The sequence below is a fragment of the Streptomyces sp. NBC_00104 genome (assembly GCF_045160825.1).
Taxonomy (GTDB): Bacteria; Actinomycetota; Actinomycetes; order Streptomycetales; family Streptomycetaceae; genus Streptomyces.
In genome coordinates this window covers 3,256,359-3,271,732 of record NZ_CP108215.1, presented here as the reverse complement: position 1 = coordinate 3,271,732, position 15,374 = coordinate 3,256,359, and the positions used below count along the sequence as shown (strand labels likewise).

The following is a 15,374-nucleotide window of genomic DNA, read 5'->3' as shown; positions in this document are numbered from 1 at the left end:
TAGTGACCCGGTCCTTGTGGGACCGGTGGGGACGGTTATTACCGACGAGTCACCCAAGGTAGGCAGTCCTAATCGATGCTTGCAAGTTCAACATCTGGCCAGCTCTTTACCTGCGTTCGGGGAGTTCTCGCGGGTGTCGTCGCACGTAGAGCCGCTCGCGCCACGGCGTCCGCGTCCGAAAGTGTGACCGAATCCACCCCCGGCCGGGCGCCCGCCGCCGTCACCCAGTGCACGCCCTCCGTGGGGACGCCGAACGCGAACCGCCGTGGGTGCGCCACACCTTGACGGTCTATCAGGTGGTAGGGGCGAGGGGTCACGTCCAGCCCGCCCGTCTCGTACCCGTCCGCCCGGTGCGGGCGGCACCCTCCCGTCGCCAGCAGGTCGGCGAGCAGGTCGTCGGCGGTTCTGCGCAGGTCCGGCTCCGGCAGACGGGCCTCGACCACCGTCGTCACCCGGACCGCCGACCCCGGCACGTCGGGCGAGTGGGCCAGCCAGGCCCCCTCCTCCGGCCGTACGTCGAGGCGCGGGCCGAGTACGGTCAGCACGCCCGCCTCGATGAGCGCGGTCATCTCCTCGATCCGGCTGCGGGGCGGACCGATCGACAGGAACGCGTTCAGCGGTGTGTACCAGCGGTCCAGATGTTCCCGGCGCGACCCGCCCGCCAGCCCGCCGTGGTCCACGATCAGCCGCAGCTCGTTCCGCAGGTCCCGCAGCACGTCCAGGGCCGCCTTCACCGGCCCGTCGACGTTCCCGAGCGCGGCCTGCGCCGCGTCCTCGCGCAGATACCCCAGCAGCCAGCCCCGCCAGTCCTCCGCGTCCGTGAACTCCCGTCCCGCGTACGGCCGCGACACCCGGTCCCACGACCACCGGTCCCCCTCCGCGATCCCGAACTCGTCGAGAACGGCGCCCTCTTGGGGGGAGCGGTGGGGCGCGGCGAGGAACAGGTCGCGGAAGGAGGCGGGGGCGTGGTCGCGAAGACCGCTGCGGGAGTCGCGACACGTCGTCGAGGCCGAGTGCGCCGATGCCCCCAACACCGCCTCGTAGTAGACCGTTTCGACCTCCTTCGCCACCAACGGCCATATGTCCGCCAGGAAGTCGGGCGCCTCACCGGAGTCCGCGCGCTTGCGGAAGCCCGCGATGACCTCGGGGGTCAGGACGAGCGGGGTGTGGCGGCCGTAGGGGCCCTTGGCGTTGTCGCCGCGCGCCTGATACGGGATGCCGCGCCGGGACCCGGCGTACAGGCGGGGTTCGCGGCCGGAGGGCTCGTACCGCAGGCCGCCCTCGGCGTCGTGTACGAACAGGCCGCCCCGGCCGGTCGTCAGCAGGGCCATGTGGTCGAAGAAGTTGAGACCGAGGCCGCGCAGGAGGACGGGTTCGCCCGGGGCGACGGGGGAGAGGTCGAGGTCGGCCGGGTTGGCGGGCGGGAAGTGACGCAGGCCGTGGCGGGCGGCGTACCCGGCCAGGTCCCGTTCCGCCCGGTCCGGGACGGTGGGGAGGTGGCCCTGGGTGAGGACCACGGCGGCGAGGCCGGTGAGGACGCGGCCGCTGGCGAGCGTGAGTCGCTGACCGCCGTCGGGGCCGTCGTCGAGGCGGACCGCGCGGGTGCCGTGGACCACGACCCGGATCTCGGGCGGCGCGCCGCGCACCACCTCGGCGAACACCCACTCCAGATAGTGGCCGTACCGGGCCCGCGTCGGATAGTCGTCCGGCCCCAACCCGCCCCACCCGTCCGCCGCGTCCCGCCCGTCCGCCGCGCCGGCCGCCCACTCGTACAGGCTCGGGCCCGGGCGTATCGGGCCCGAGCAGTCCACGCTGTCGTCGGTGAAGAGGGTGACCTGGGAGGCCACCGTGTTCATCAGCAGGTGGGGGGACTGGGTGGTGCGCCAGACCTGGCCCGGGCCCGGCGGCGCGGGGTCGATGACGTGGACGGTCAGACGGGTGCGGGGGCGGAGCAGTTCGGGCGCGGAGGCGCAGAGGCGTTCCAGGACGCTGGTGCCGCGCGGGCCGGCGCCGACCAGGGCGACGCCGATGTCACTGATCCCTGAGAAACCTGGAATGTCCGGCAAGGGGGTAACTCCCGTGCGTGTGGGGCGCATCGTGGGGCGCGGTGCGGCGGACCGCCCGCCGGGAAGCGGACGGTCCGCCTCATCATGCCGCCGTACACCACGGGAACAGAGCCCAGGGACCCATCAGGCGCGCCAGGTGTGGCATGCCTCACGAGCATCTCGGACAACAGGGGCAACAACCGTGCGCAATCGGTGGATTAGGGGTGGTAGCTGCTTGCCGCAGAGTGCGCACGAGGTCGAATTAGCTCGCTCGTGTGATCGTCCACTTGTGAGCTTGCGGTGCCCTGGGCTGATCGGGCTGACGTGGTCGTGCGACCTGGGACACCGGGTACGGCGTCGGCGTGCGGGGCCCTGCTCCACCAGAGGATGGTTCAGGGCCTCCCCGTCGCCTCTGGCCGTACCCATATGGCCAGGTCGCGCAGGGCTGGTTCATCAGCGGCCTCCGGCCGCGGGGGCCTCCCGGGCCCGGACCACGCACAGGATGCGTGTCGCCGCCCCCGGGTCGAGTACACCGGGGACCAGCTCGCCCAAGACCGTTCGGGGCGCGCGGCCGAACAGGACCCACTCCTGCTCAGTCCACAGGAACGGTGAGTGCCGAATCCGACCGTGTTTCCAGCCGTGCCCTGCTGCCCCGCCGGGCCCGCGCGCGGTCCAGCCGCAGCCGCGCCGAACGGCCGTGCAGCGTCAGCGTCATGAGGTGGTTGCCGAACCAGGGGCCGTCCGTCCTGCGCCAGTCGATCGACGGCCGCGCACCCCGCCCGTGCCGCCCGAACCACCGGCCGAGCGCCCGCCCCGTCCCGCTCCACCCGAAGCGGAAGCCGAGCTTTATCGACAGCGGGATGGAGTTGTGCACGGGGGAGCAGGTGAGCTGGAGGACCCGGGCGTCGGGACCGCCGGGCTCCGGCCAGGACGGTTCGGCGACGTACGCGTGGTGCACGTCCCCGGAGAGCACGAGGACGGTCGCCGGGGCGTCGGCGCCCGAGCCCGCCTCGGCGATCAGCCGGGTCAGGGACTCGAAGGAGTCGGGGAAGGCCGCCCAGTGCTCCAGATCGGCGCCCTGGCGCAGCTTCTCCCCGAACCGCGCCCAGCGGTCCCCGCGCTCGCCCCGGCACAGGGCCGCACTCCAGGACTCGGCGTCGTGCACGAGGTGGGGCAGCAGCCAGGGCAGGGAGGTGCCGATGAGGAGATGGTCGTACGAGCCGGGCGTGTCCAGTGCCTGGTCGCGCAGCCACCGTGCCTCGCCGGGGTTCAGCATGGAGCGGTTCCCCTCCTCCAGGACGCGCGCGGCCCGGCTGTCGAGCATCAGGACCCGCACGCGCCCGAAGTCCCGCCGGTAGCTCCAGCGGACCGAGGCCGGCTCCCGGTCGGCCTCGGCGGCGTGGGCACGCAGCGCGTCCGTACCGTCCGGGGTGGCGCGTACGGCGGCGTGGACCGGGTCGGCGGCCAGCTCGGCGGGGGAGAGGTTGCCGAGGTGCTGGTACACCCAGTACGACATCAGGCCGCTCAGGATCCGCTCGCGCCACCAGGGGGTGGCCCGCATGTCGGCGAGCCAGGCCTCGCTGGTGTTCCAGTCGTCGACGACGTCGTGATCGTCGAAGATCATGCAGCTGGGGACGGTGGAGAGCAGCCAGCGGATCTCGGGGTCGAGCCAGGACTCGTAGTAGAGGTGGGTGTACTCCTCGTAGTCCGCCACCTGGTCGCCCGGCGGGTCCGCCAGGTTCCGGCGGGCGGCGAGCCAGCGGCCGGTGGCCTTGGAGGTCTCGTCCGCGTAGACCTGGTCGCCCAGGAGGAGGAGTACGTCGGGACGCTCGGTGCCCGGTTCGGTGGCCAGGCGGTCCGCCAGGGTGTCCAGGGCGTCCGGGCCCACCGGGTCCGGCTCACCCGCGGGCGGCGCGGCCCATCGGCAGGAGCCGAAGGCGACCCGGACGGTGTCGCCCTCGGCGGGGGTGCGGATCTCGGAGGGCGGGAAAGGGGACTCGGGCGGCGGCCACACGGGTGTGCCGTCGAGGAGCACCTCGTACGCCGAGGCCGTGCCCGGCGCGAGACCCGTCACCGGGACCAGCGCGTAGTGGTGGCCGGCGATCTGGAAGGTGCGGGCCTCGCCGCGCCCGCCGCCGGCGCAGCGCACTTCGGCGACGCATGGACGGCTCGCCTCGACCCATACGGTCGCGGACGAGCCGTCCACATATCTCAGCAGTGGTCCCAGGCGAAGCCCCGCCATCAGCGATCACTCTCCTCCGTCGCCCCGTACGGTACGGAACGACGGAGGGGAACGGGGAGGTTCCGGGCCATTTTGTTCGACAGGGTTCAGCAGTTCGCCAGGTAGCTGGTGAGGGCGCTCTTCTCCGCGGAGTCGACGGAGAGGTCGTAGTAGTACTTCACCTGGACCCAGGCGCGGACGTACGTGCAGCGGTAGGACGTGACCGAGGGCATCCACTCGGCGGGGTCCTGGTCGCTCTTCGACTGGTTCACGTTGTCCGTGACGGCGATGAGCTGCGGGCGGGTCAGGTCGTTGGCGAAGTTCTGGCGCTGGGTGCTGGTCCAGCTGTCGGCGCCGGAGTCCCAGGCCTCGGCCAGCGGCACCAGGTGGTCGATGTCCAGGTCGGAGGCGGCGGTCCAGGTGGCGCCGTCGTACGGGGAGTACCAGGAGCCGCTGGTCGCGGCGCAGGCGGAGCTGGTGACGACGTTCGTACCGTCGCGCTTGAGGACCGTCTCGCGCGTGTTGCAGGTGCCGCTGATGGTGATCCAGTGGTTGAACAGGTCCCGGTTGTACCCTGTGCGGTCCTCGGTCGTCACGGTGAGGGTGGCGAGGTAGGAGCGGGCGGTGGAGGCGCTGACCGGGGTGGGCAGCGCGGCGGAGGCGGTGGGGGCGCTGAAGAGTGCCACGGAGGCTATCAATCCGCTGAGCGCCGCGAGTATGCTGACTCGTCGACGCGCGTAGAACCTGCGCATGTGAACTCCTTGTGGAGCCGGGGGCGTTGGGGTGCGAGCGATTGAAGGGTCGCGTCGCGGTGTTACCGGCGGATGTGCGTCTGGTGAGAAGCTAGTGACGTGCGCATGACACGACAAGGGTTGCGGTCGTGATTCACAGGCGCGGGCGGTGATGCCTCCGGGGGGAGGGCGGCCGGGACCGGGGTGCGGGCGCGGGTGGTTCGGACCGTCGGACGGACGCACGTCCTCACGTCGGAGCGGCCATGCTCGCGCGGTTCCCCGCGCCCCCTGAAGGACCCCGGGCGGGACCCGTCCCGTCAAGGGGCACGGGGAACCGCGACCGGCCCTCACCCGACCCGCACCCGGCGGACAGCCCGGCGGACAGCCCGGCATCCCCACCCCTGACGCGCCCCGCGTACCATGGACCGCGCAGAAGGGGAGTAGCTCTTCGCCGGACCGTCGACATACTGCTCAGCTCGTCTGAGCCGGCGCCCGGAGGCGGGTCCTGTTGAGCAGGACCGGCCAGCGAGACCTTCGGCAAGCAGTGCATCGTCCGTGCCGTCCGGCGCGGACGGACCGTGTGCTGCCGTGCCGAGGTGTCGCGTCAGCGGATGATTTCTCTCGGTGGGGTGGCCCGACCGATTGAGGAACCTTGATCAGCTTCAGCGTCACGGCGCTCGTCTTCGGCGTCGTCTTCCTCGCCGAACTCCCCGACAAGACCGCGCTCGCCGGTCTCGTCCTCGGCACCCGTTACCGCGCCTCGTACGTCTTCGCCGGTGTCGCCGCCGCGTTCGCCGTCCACGTCACGCTCGCGGTGGCGGCGGGCAGCGTCCTCACCCTGCTGCCGCAGCAGGTCGTGCACGCGCTGACGGGCGTGCTCTTCCTGGGTGGCGCGGCGGTGCTGCTGAGGACGAAGGGCGGGGCCGAGGGAGCCGCGGAGGTCCGGCGGCCCGAGAACCAGAGCTTCTGGAAGGTCTCGGGGGCGGGTTTCATGCTCATCCTGGTCGCCGAGTTCGGGGATCTCACGCAGATCATGACGGCGAACCTCGCGGCCCGGTACGACGATCCGCTCTCCGTCGGTCTCGGGGCGGTCCTCGCGCTGTGGGCCGTGGCCGGGCTCGGCATCGTCGGCGGCAAGGCGCTGATGAAGTGGGTGCCACTGAAGCTGATCACGCAGGTCGCCGCCGTGCTGATGGTGGGGCTCGGTGTGTGGAGTCTGTGGGAGGCCGTGGCGGGATGAGTGAGGGGGTGGCGGCGCCCCCGTTTGTTTTGTACCGTAGAGGAACAAAGTGGCTCCCGCCCGCATTCCCTGACCGGTGGGCGGGGCCGCCTTGTTCCTTCCGGGGCGCCTCGCCGGGTCTGACGGCTATGGCCCCCCTTTTTTTGTCGTGCCTTGGAGCTGCTGATGACGGCCACCACCGTTCTGACCGCCCGCGCCCTCCTGCTGGACATGGACGGCACCCTCGTCAACTCGGACGCCGCCGTCGAACGCGTCTGGCGGCGCTGGGCCGAGCGGCACGGGCTGGACGGCGCCGAGATCATGAAGGTGGTGCACGGCCGCCAGGGGTACGCCACGATGGCCGTCCTGCTGCCCGAACGCCCCATGGAGCAGAACCTCGCGGACAACGTGCGGATGCTGGCCGAGGAGACCGCCGACGTGGACGGCGTCGTCCCGATACCCGGCGCACCCGAGTTCCTCGCGTCCCTCGTCGACGGCGGTGTGCCGCACGCCCTGGTGACCTCGGCGGACGTCGCGCTCTCCACGGCACGGATGGGCGCGGCCGGGCTGGCGCTGCCCGAGGTGCGCGTCACCGCCGAGTCGGTCGGCGCGAGCAAGCCGGACCCCGAGGGTTTCCTGAAGGGGGCCGCCGAACTGGGCATCGCCCCCGAGGACTGCGTCGTCTTCGAGGACTCCGGGGCGGGGATCGAGGCCGGACGCGCCGCGGGGATGCGGGTCGTGGGGGTCGGGGAGCGGGCGCGGTCCCACGGTCCGGACGTGGTGGTGCCCGACCTGACGGCGGTGCGGGTCGAGGTGGCCGACGACGGGACGATCCGGCTGCACGTGAACGGCTGACGGGGAGACGGCTGACGGGGAGACGGCTGAAGGGGAGACGGCTGAAGGGGAGACGGCTGAAGGGGAGACCGCGGGCGGTGAGACGGCGGGCGGCGGGGCCGGTGCCCCGCCACCCCTCCGGGACCGCCGGTCGGCGGCCGTCGGGGTGGCGGCCGTCGGGGTGGCGGGCATCGGCCCCGCAGCGGGATCGCCGCCCGCCTAACGGCGGTCGAGGACGTCCGTCAGCCTGGTGAAGCCGTCGGTGCCGTGGCCCAGGGCGATGGCGCGGCGGGCGAAGCCTTCGGCCGCCCGCATGACACTCGCGTCGATGCCGTGGGACTCGGACACCTGGACGACGTGGGCCATGGTCGACACGGCCGAGGTGAGCGGGTTGCCCTCGCCGGAGTGCCGACCGCTGTCGACCTCTTTCGCGCCCTCCTCGAAGAGCGGCGGGAGGATCGCGGCGATCCCCTGGGCGAACGGGGTCAGCTCCCGCGCGGTGACACCCTCCGCCCGGGCCAGCGCCAGGGCATGGGTGTAGCCGGCGATCGAGGTCCAGAAGAGGTCGAGCAGCGCGATGTCGAAAGTCGCCGCCCGGCCGATGTCCTCGCCGAGGTGGGTGTGGGTGCCGCCCAACGCGCCCAGCACGGGCCGGTGGGCGCGGTAGAGGTCCTCGGAGCCGCTGTAGAGGAAGACGCCGTCCGGGGTGCCGATGGTCGGCGTCGGCGTCATGATCGCCCCGTCGAGGTAGTCGACGCCGTGCTCGGCCGCCCACGCGGCGGTGGAGCGGGCCCGGTCCGGGGTGTCGGCGGTCAGGTTGACCACCGTGCGGCCCTTGAGCGCCCCGGCGACCTCCGGGCCGCGCAGTACCGCGTCCGAGGCGTCGTAGTTGACCACGCAGACGACGGTCAGCGTGCTCGCCGCCACCGCCTCCTCGGCCGACCCGGCGCCGACGGCGCCCCGCGCGAGCAGTTCCCCGTCCCGGCCCGGCGTACGGTTCCAGACCGTGGTCCGCAGCCCGGCGTCCAGGAAGGCGCCGGCGAGGGCCCGGCCCATCGGACCCAGGCCGAGTACGGTGACGGTGGGAGCGGGAGTGGCTGTGCCGGCGGTAGTGGTGGGCTCTTCGGTGTGTGCGGGCATGACTCGGTGACTCCTGTGGGAAGTTGGTCGGTTCGTCGATGCGCGACGAATGGGGCGAGGGGGAGCGAGAATGACGCGCGAGCGTGCCCAGGACCCGAATGTCTGTGGGGTCACCGCGGCGATCGCCGTGATCGAGGGAAAGTGGAAGACGTCGCTGCTCTGGCTGCTGGAGTCCGGTCCGTACCGTCCGGGTGAGCTGCGTCGGCTGCTGCCGGGCCTCAGCGAGAAGGTGCTGACCCAGGCACTCCGCGAGATGGAGACCGACGGGCTCGTGCACCGGGAGGTGCACGACGTGCTGCCGCTGAAGACCGTGTACTCCTTGACCCCGTTCGGCCGTGAACTCTCCTCGGCGCTGGGGCCCTTGTCGGACTGGGGGCACCGACGCCTGGAGACGCTCACCGGGGTCGAGGGCGAGGCCGAGGTCGCGTCCCGGTCCGCCTCCTGAACCGTCACATCATCGTCATCGTGTCCGTCTTCCGTCCCCTGATCGGTGTCACGCGACCTTTCGGCCGCTCCCTCACCACAAGGGTCGCCCGACGGCCGCCTTCCGCCAAGTACCCACAAAAAGGTGGGTACTTATGGGGAACGAGGGAGCATCGGCCGGGTCGTTCCTCCGGGTCGTTCCTTCAGGTCGTTCCTTCGGCGGGCGACTTCCCGACGAGAGCCTGGCGTCCCTCGTCCTGATGCCGGTTCGCCCCCGTCCAGCAACTGCGCCGGCGCAGTTGCTGGACGGGGGCGATGGCGATGGCGATGGCTCGGGTGAGCCGTGTGGGGCGGCGGCGTCAGGCCTCGTTCTTCGGGCCCGTCTGCTGGAGGACCTCGAAGGTCCAGACGGTCGAGTCGGAGGCGGCGGGCCTGGGGCGGTCGCCGCCGCCCTGGTGGGCCTGCTTCATGGGGCCCTCCATCCACGCCTGGAAGGCGTCCTCGTCGCGCCAGCGGGTGTAGACGAGGTAGTTGTCGGTGCCGTCGACGGGGCGCAGCAGCTCGAACCACTCGAAGCCGTCCGAGCTCTCGACCACCCCGGCGCGGGAGGCGAACCGCTTCTCCAGCACCTCACGCTGCTCAGCGGGAACCGTGAGGACGTTGATCTTGACGATACTCATGGCTTCATCCTGCATCACGCGGGACGAAGGGGCACCGCCCGACTCCCGTCGGCCGAACTCGGCCCCCTTCGGCCCTGCCGCCCCCGTGCGCCTATCGCCGCCGTCCAGTCGCTCCCGCCGCCCCGCCGGTCACGGCTCCTTCGTCTCGGACTCCAGCCGCTCCCGGGTCACCAGGCCGTAGACGCCCGGCTCTTCCTTGTCCTTCGTGATCCCACGGCTGCTCTGGTAGAAGAGGACGGCCTGTTCGACCTGGCTGTCGTAGTTCTGGTCGATGTCGCCGTTGTAGAGGCCCAACTGGTTCAGCCGGAGCTGGAGTTCGGTCACCTCGGGGTCGTCGTCGCCGACGCGGAGCGTCTGGGGCACCACCAGCCGGCTGTCGTCCGAGTCGTCCGCGCCGGCGGCCGACGAGCCGCCGGCGGCGCCGGCGCTGGGCGCGCTCTGCGTCGGGCTCGCCGAGGCGGACGCCGACGGCGAGCCCGACGGCTGCGACGGCGAAGGGGAAGGGGAGGGGCTCTTCGTGGGGCTCGGCGACGCGGCCCCGCCGCCCGGCGGCGCCGGTGCGGGCGCCCCGCCCCCGCCCTCCGCCGGCGGTTCCACCGGCGACGCCTCCCCGTCGGGCGACGTGTCCGGCGCGCTCGCCCGCAGGTCGTCCGGCAGCGCGCGGTCCCGCTCGGGGGCGTCGTACGAGAAGAGTCCGCTCGCGAGTCCGGCGGCGGCCATCACCCCCGCGGCGGCCGTCCCGGCGAGGGTGGCGATCAGTCCCGTACGGCGACGGCGTCGACGCCCGGGGCGCCCCGCGGACGGCGAGGCGGGGGAGGGGGAGGGGGAGAGGGAGTGCGGGGAAGGGCGGTCGGGGCCGGCGGAGGCATCGGATGCGAAGGGCACGGGAGCCGTCGACGTGGCCCCCGACGCCGGCCATGGCGTCGGGCCGGCCGGGCCCGACCGGGATGACGATGCCGAAGAGGGGGATGAGGGCGCCACCGGAGCCGAAGGGCTCGCCGGGCCCGAGAAGGGTGGGCGTGCCGAGAAGGGTGACGAGGGCGACGCGTACGGCGAGGACGACGCGTACGGCGAGGGTGACGGCGGGGTCGGGAACAGTGCCTGGGGCGAGGAGACGCTCGACGCGCTCGTCGTGTGCGACGCGTCGGGTCCGCCCCCGCCGGGCTTTTCGTCCCTCTGGTCGAACAGCCGCACGTCCGCCACGTCCGGCCCGGTCGGGGTCGCCGCCGCGGTCGCCGCCGTGGTCACCGGCATGGCGATCGTCGACGTCGGGTCGGGCCCCGGCAAGGGGGAACCCGACCCACTCGGCCCAGTTCCGCCCGGCCCGTGCTCCACCCGCTCCTGCCGCGTCGTCAGGGCTGCGTCGCCGCCGGGGGTTCCGGGGCGCCGGGGGCTTTCGAGGGGCCCGTCGTTCTCGTCGCCCAGCTCCACGTACGGGCGTATCCGGAGGGGGTCGAAGTCCTCCGCGGCCGCCGCCTCGGCCGTACGGGCTTCGAGAAGGGCCTCGGACGCGCGGCGGCCGCACGCGCAGGACGGCGTGCCGTCCGAGGCCCGGGGTGTGGAGCATTCCGGGCATATGTGACTGGTCGGTTCACTCACGTGTCGTTCCTCCCCGCGAAGACTCCAGAGTTTAAGCAAACGATCGACACAGAATCTCCCAGGCGCCCCGGGAATCAGGGGTTCCGGATCGCCTCGACAGGCCATAACCGGTCACACCCACCACGATGTAGTGGACGCGGAAGAAGAGGACACTGGGGACGCTGTACGAGACCCTCGGGAGCTCGGGAGGTCTGCATGACCGACGACATCGACCACGCCACCGCCGACGGCGGCGACGAGGCCGCGAACACCGCCGACGACACCGCCGGACGCACGCCCCCGCCCGGCCCCCGCGGGCACGGCGTGCCCGTCGCCGAAGGTGTGCCCGGTGGCGTGATGGTCTCCATCGGGGCCCTGCTGCTGGGAATGCTGCTGGCGGCACTCGATCAGACCATCGTGTCGACGGCGCTGCCGACGATCGTGAGCGACCTCGGCGGGCTGGAGCACCTGTCGTGGGTGGTCACGGCGTACATGCTGGCCGCGACGGCGGCGACCCCGCTGTGGGGCAAGCTCGGCGACCAGTACGGCCGGAAGAGGCTGTTCCAGACGGCGATCGTGATCTTTCTCATCGGGTCGGCGCTGTGTGGAATGGCACAGAACATGCCCCAGTTGATCGGGTTCCGGGCCCTGCAGGGGCTCGGTGGCGGCGGGCTGATGGTGCTGTCGATGGCGATCGTCGGGGATCTCGTCCCGCCGCGTGAACGCGGGCGCTACCAGGGGCTCTTCGGCGCGGTCTTCGGTGCGACGAGCGTGCTCGGCCCGCTGCTCGGCGGGCTGTTCACCGAGCATCTGAGCTGGCGTTGGGTGTTCTACGTCAACCTGCCGGTGGGAGCGGTGGCGTTGCTCGTCATCGCCGCCGTGCTGCGCATCCCGCGCAAGGCCGAGCGGCACGTCATCGACTACCTCGGCACCTTCCTCATCGCCTCCGTGGCCACCTGTCTGGTCCTGGTCGCCTCCCTCGGCGGCACCACCTGGGACTGGACCTCGCCGCAGATCATCGGCCTCTCCGCCCTGGCCGTCCTGCTCGTCGTCGTGTTCGTGGCCGTCGAGCGGCGGGCCGCCGAACCCGTCCTGCCCCTCAAGCTGTTCCGTGTCCGCACCTTCACCCTCTCCGCCGTGATCAGCTTCGTCGTCGGCTTCGCGATGTTCGGCGCGATGACCTACCTGCCGACGTTCCTGCAGGTCGTGCACGGTGTGTCGCCGACCATGTCGGGTGTGCACATGCTGCCGATGGTGTTCGGGCTGCTGCTGTCCTCGACGGTCTCCGGGCAGATCGTCAGCCGCACGGGCCGCTGGAAGGTGTTCCCCGTCGTCGGCACGGCCGTCACCACGCTGGGCCTGCTGCTCCTGCACCAGCTCGACGCGGACAGCGGTGACGGCGAGATGAGCGCGTACCTCTTCGTCTTCGGGCTCGGGCTCGGCCTCGTCATGCAGGTCCTCGTCCTCGTCGTGCAGAACGCCGTCTCGTACGAGGACCTCGGCGTCGCCACCTCCGGCGCGACCTTCTTCCGGTCCATCGGCGCCTCGTTCGGGGTGGCGGTCTTCGGTACGGTCTTCGCCGGGCACCTCGGCGACAAGCTCACCGACGCCCTCGACGGGGCCTCGCTGCCGTCCGGCGTCAGCGTGGACGGGCTCAAGGCCGACCCGCGCGAGATCGCCGAACTCCCGGCCGCGCTGCGCCCCTCCGTCCTCGACGCCTACGCCTCCTCCATCACCGACGTCTTCGTCTACGCGGCCCCCGTCGCCGTCGTCGGGTTCGTCCTCGCCCTGTTCCTGCGCGAGGACCGGCTGCGGGCGTCCGTGACGGCGCCGGATGCCACGGAGACGCTCGCCAGCAACCCCGTCGAGCGGTCGTCGTACGACGAGGTGTGCCGGGCGCTGTCGGTGCTCGGGTCCCGGGAGGGCCGCCGCGAGATCTACCGGAAGATCACCGCACGGGCCAGCTACGACCTGTTGCCCGCCGCGAGCTGGCTGCTGCTGCGGATCCGGCGGTACGGCTGGGCCGAGCCCGCCGTGCTCGCGGAACGCAGCGCCGTCCCGCTCGACGTGATCATGGCGGCGACCCGGCAGGTCGAGGAGCGCCGCCTCGCCCGCCGCGACGGCATCGACCTCGTCCTCACCGACAGCGGCCAGGTGGCGGCCGAGCGGCTCTCCAAGGCCCGCGAGGACTCCCTCGCCGAACTCCTCGGCGACTGGTGGGGCCCCGACCGCCCCACCGACCTCGTCCGCCTCGTCGAGGAACTCAACGCCGAACTCTGCGGCTCGGACGCGGAACGCCCGCACCACGAGGGAGCGATCACCCGACGGCCGACGACCACGACGACCTCCGGTACGCCGCCCACGCCCCCTGCGGCTCCTACGTCCACGTCAGTCTCTTCGTGAACCAGTGGTCCGCGTACTCGTGGTCGTTGTGCGGGGCGCTCTCCTCGTAGCCGAGCCGGGCGTAGAGCGCGCGGGCCTCCACCAGGTCGCCCCGGGTGTCGAGGACGATCCGTTCGGCGCCGAGGGCGCGGGCGGCGTCCTCGGCGGCCGTGACGAGGAGGGCGGCTCCGCCCTTGCCGCGTGCCTCCGCCAGCAGGAAGACCCGCTTCAGCTCGGCCGTCGCGGCGTCCGTCAGCCGTACCCCCGCCGTGCCGACCGGTTCGCCCCCGTAGCGGGCCACCAGGAGCACCCCGTCCGGCGGTGACAGGTACGCCCCGGTGTCCGCCGCGACCTCGCGCTCCAACTCGTCCGGGTCCGTGACGCGCCCCTCGTGCAGCAGATACCAGCGGTCGCTGACCTCCGTGTAGTACGCCCGCCAGAGCGCGGCGGCGACGGGGGAGTCGTGGGGCTCGTCCTCCACGGACCAGGTGGTCGTCATGCGGGTCATGCCGGTCATTGTCGGGAGCGGGGGCGTGTGGCCCGCAAACGATTTACGCCGTTGTCCCGCTCCGCGCTTGCCGTTTGAACCAACGGGATCGGGCAACCCGGTGCGAAACGGCCCGACGGGGCGAGACGCCCGGGCCGAGGACTCTGGAAGGCATTCATGTCCACAGGCTTGATCATCGCTTTGATCGTGATCGTGGCGGCCGTGGTCGTTGTAGCGGCCGTCCTGACCCAGCGCGCCCGCCGCGGTGCGGGTGCCGGCGGATCGCTGAAGCGGCGTTTCGGACCCGAGTACGACCGGACCGTGGCCCGCCATGACGGCGACGAGCGGGCCGCCGCCCGGGAACTCGCGGAGCGGGTGAAGCGGCACGGCTCGCTGGAGAAGCGGGCGCTGCCGAGCGCGGAGCGCGAACGGTACGAGTCCCGCTGGGCGGCCGCCCAGGAACGCTTCGTCGACTCGCCCCGTGAGGCGGTCGCCGAGGCGGACCGGCTGCTCTCCGAGGTGGCCGGGGCCCGGGGCTTCCCGGACGGCGGCCACTACGAGACCCAGCTGGAGGCGCTCTCCGTCCACCACGCCCACCATGTGCACGGCTACCGACGGGTGCACCTCGCGGCGCACACCACCGGCGACACCGCCCAGGGCCGCGCGGGCACCGCGAACGGCGCCGGCCCCGGCACCGGTACCGGTACCGAGGAGATGCGCGAGGCCATGGTCGAGGCCCGCGCCCTGTTCGAGGACCTGGTGACCCCGGACCGCCGGGACGCCCGGGCGGACCGTGAGGGAACGGCCGGGCGCGAGGGCCCGGCCCACCGCGAAGGAACGGCGCGACGCGACGAGCACGACGGTGCGGCCGCCGACGGCCGCCATCGGTCCCATCTGCCATGGGCGCTCACCAGGCGCCACGCGAAGGGGAGTTGAGGGGGATGACTGACGACGTGACGAGGGGCGAGGGCATCCGCGAACGCGGTCCGCGCGAGACGCGGGACGCCGACGCGAGGCGTGACGGGGTGAAGGGCGGCGGGCTTCCGCAGGGCACCCGGGCGACGGACACGGCAGGCACCGCGGGCGCCACGGGCACCCGGGCCGCGGTCGTGCCGGGCCACGACACCACGGCGGGCCGTACGGGTACGGGAGGCCGGGCCGAGGGGCCGAACGGCGGCAGGACACCGGGTGTCGGCGACGGCCCCGGCCCGGTGGCCCGCGAGGGTCACGCCCAGGCGCCCACGGGCGGTTCCGGGTCCTCCGGATCCCCGCTGCTGCCCCATGACGAGAGCGACAAGCTGACGCTGCGGTTGCAGCACGCGGTCGGCGAGTTCGTCGACGGGCCCAGGTCGGCCGTCGAGGAGGCCGATCACGTCCTCGAAGAGGCGGCCGCCCGCTTCACCGACGCGGTGACCCGGCGTCGCCGCACCCTGCGCGACTCCTGGCAGACCACCGCCGACGGCCGCGCGGACACCACCGACACCGAACAGCTCCGCCTCGCCCTGCGCGACTACCGGGAGCTGACCGAACGGCTGCTGCGGCTCTGAGACCGACAGCGGCGAACGCCGAGACCGCGCTCCGGGTCGTGCCCCGGGGCGCGGTCTCACGTATGCGCGGAGCCGGGCCGGCCGGGG

General features: G+C 72.6%; 14 protein-coding genes. 7 read left to right on the top strand and 7 right to left on the bottom strand.

The window, feature by feature from the left end:
- Nucleotides 1–68: 68 nt before the first annotated feature.
- The 3 genes from OG272_RS14175 to OG272_RS14165 form a co-directional block, all read right to left on the bottom strand.
- Nucleotides 69–2,066 carry an FAD/NAD(P)-binding protein gene (locus OG272_RS14175; protein ID WP_405893519.1) on the bottom strand — a complete coding sequence of 666 codons (1,998 nt, stop codon included), beginning with the start codon at nucleotides 2,064–2,066 and terminating at the stop codon, nucleotides 69–71.
- Between the two features lie 571 nt (nucleotides 2,067–2,637).
- Complete coding sequence (locus OG272_RS14170; RefSeq protein ID WP_328222915.1) at nucleotides 2,638–4,287, bottom strand: alkaline phosphatase D family protein; 1,650 nt, start codon at nucleotides 4,285–4,287, stop codon at nucleotides 2,638–2,640.
- 86 nt (nucleotides 4,288–4,373) lie between these two features.
- The gene (locus OG272_RS14165; protein WP_326583149.1) at nucleotides 4,374–5,018 is read right to left on the bottom strand and encodes an HNH endonuclease family protein; all 645 of its coding nucleotides are present in this window, start codon (nucleotides 5,016–5,018) and stop codon (nucleotides 4,374–4,376) included.
- Between the two features lie 631 nt (nucleotides 5,019–5,649).
- Here OG272_RS14165 and OG272_RS14160 point away from each other — a divergent pair.
- Together OG272_RS14160 and OG272_RS14155 are read left to right on the top strand one after the other, a co-directional pair.
- Nucleotides 5,650–6,237: a TMEM165/GDT1 family protein gene (locus OG272_RS14160; protein ID WP_405893518.1), complete on the top strand. Its 588-nt coding sequence runs from the start codon at nucleotides 5,650–5,652 to the stop codon at nucleotides 6,235–6,237.
- A gap of 165 nt (nucleotides 6,238–6,402) precedes the next feature.
- Entirely contained in the window at nucleotides 6,403–7,071 is a 669-nt protein-coding gene (locus OG272_RS14155) for an HAD family hydrolase (RefSeq protein ID WP_328222913.1), read from the top strand.
- 198 nt (nucleotides 7,072–7,269) lie between these two features.
- On the opposite strand, the gene OG272_RS14150 is transcribed toward OG272_RS14155, so the two are convergent.
- Nucleotides 7,270–8,190, bottom strand: coding sequence for an NAD(P)-dependent oxidoreductase (locus OG272_RS14150; protein ID WP_405893517.1), 921 nt, complete (start codon nucleotides 8,188–8,190; stop codon nucleotides 7,270–7,272).
- A gap of 70 nt (nucleotides 8,191–8,260) precedes the next feature.
- On the opposite strand from OG272_RS14150, the gene OG272_RS14145 reads away from it, so the two are divergent.
- Complete coding sequence (locus OG272_RS14145) at nucleotides 8,261–8,635, top strand: helix-turn-helix domain-containing protein (RefSeq protein WP_328222911.1); 375 nt, start codon at nucleotides 8,261–8,263, stop codon at nucleotides 8,633–8,635.
- A gap of 337 nt (nucleotides 8,636–8,972) precedes the next feature.
- Here the strand turns inward: OG272_RS14145 and OG272_RS14140 are convergent, their stop codons facing one another.
- Nucleotides 8,973–9,293: an antibiotic biosynthesis monooxygenase gene (locus tag OG272_RS14140; protein WP_326583154.1), complete on the bottom strand. Its 321-nt coding sequence runs from the start codon at nucleotides 9,291–9,293 to the stop codon at nucleotides 8,973–8,975.
- Between the two features lie 129 nt (nucleotides 9,294–9,422).
- A complete protein-coding gene (locus OG272_RS14135) occupies nucleotides 9,423–10,178 on the bottom strand; it encodes a peptidoglycan-binding protein (RefSeq protein ID WP_405893516.1) in 756 nt (251 codons plus the stop codon).
- Nucleotides 10,179–10,191: 13 nt separating this feature from the next.
- Between OG272_RS14135 and OG272_RS14130 the strand changes: the two genes are divergently transcribed.
- Together OG272_RS14130 and OG272_RS14125 are read left to right on the top strand one after the other, a co-directional pair.
- A complete protein-coding gene (locus tag OG272_RS14130) occupies nucleotides 10,192–10,875 on the top strand; it encodes a hypothetical protein (protein ID WP_405893515.1) in 684 nt (227 codons plus the stop codon).
- 212 nt (nucleotides 10,876–11,087) lie between these two features.
- A complete protein-coding gene (locus OG272_RS14125; RefSeq protein ID WP_405893514.1) occupies nucleotides 11,088–13,274 on the top strand; it encodes a DHA2 family efflux MFS transporter permease subunit in 2,187 nt (728 codons plus the stop codon).
- On the opposite strand, the gene OG272_RS14120 is transcribed toward OG272_RS14125, so the two are convergent.
- A complete protein-coding gene (locus OG272_RS14120; RefSeq protein ID WP_326583157.1) occupies nucleotides 13,249–13,761 on the bottom strand; it encodes a GNAT family N-acetyltransferase in 513 nt (170 codons plus the stop codon). The two genes, OG272_RS14125 and OG272_RS14120, sit on opposite strands and share 26 nt — an antisense overlap.
- A gap of 156 nt (nucleotides 13,762–13,917) precedes the next feature.
- Here OG272_RS14120 and OG272_RS14115 point away from each other — a divergent pair, with 156 nt between their 5' ends.
- Both OG272_RS14115 and OG272_RS14110 read left to right on the top strand, forming a co-directional pair.
- On the top strand, nucleotides 13,918–14,676 hold the full coding sequence (locus tag OG272_RS14115) for a hypothetical protein (RefSeq protein ID WP_405893513.1): 759 nt from the start codon (nucleotides 13,918–13,920) through the stop codon (nucleotides 14,674–14,676).
- Between the two features lie 5 nt (nucleotides 14,677–14,681).
- On the top strand, nucleotides 14,682–15,287 hold the full coding sequence (locus OG272_RS14110) for a hypothetical protein (protein ID WP_326583159.1): 606 nt from the start codon (nucleotides 14,682–14,684) through the stop codon (nucleotides 15,285–15,287).
- Nucleotides 15,288–15,374 lie beyond the last annotated feature (87 nt).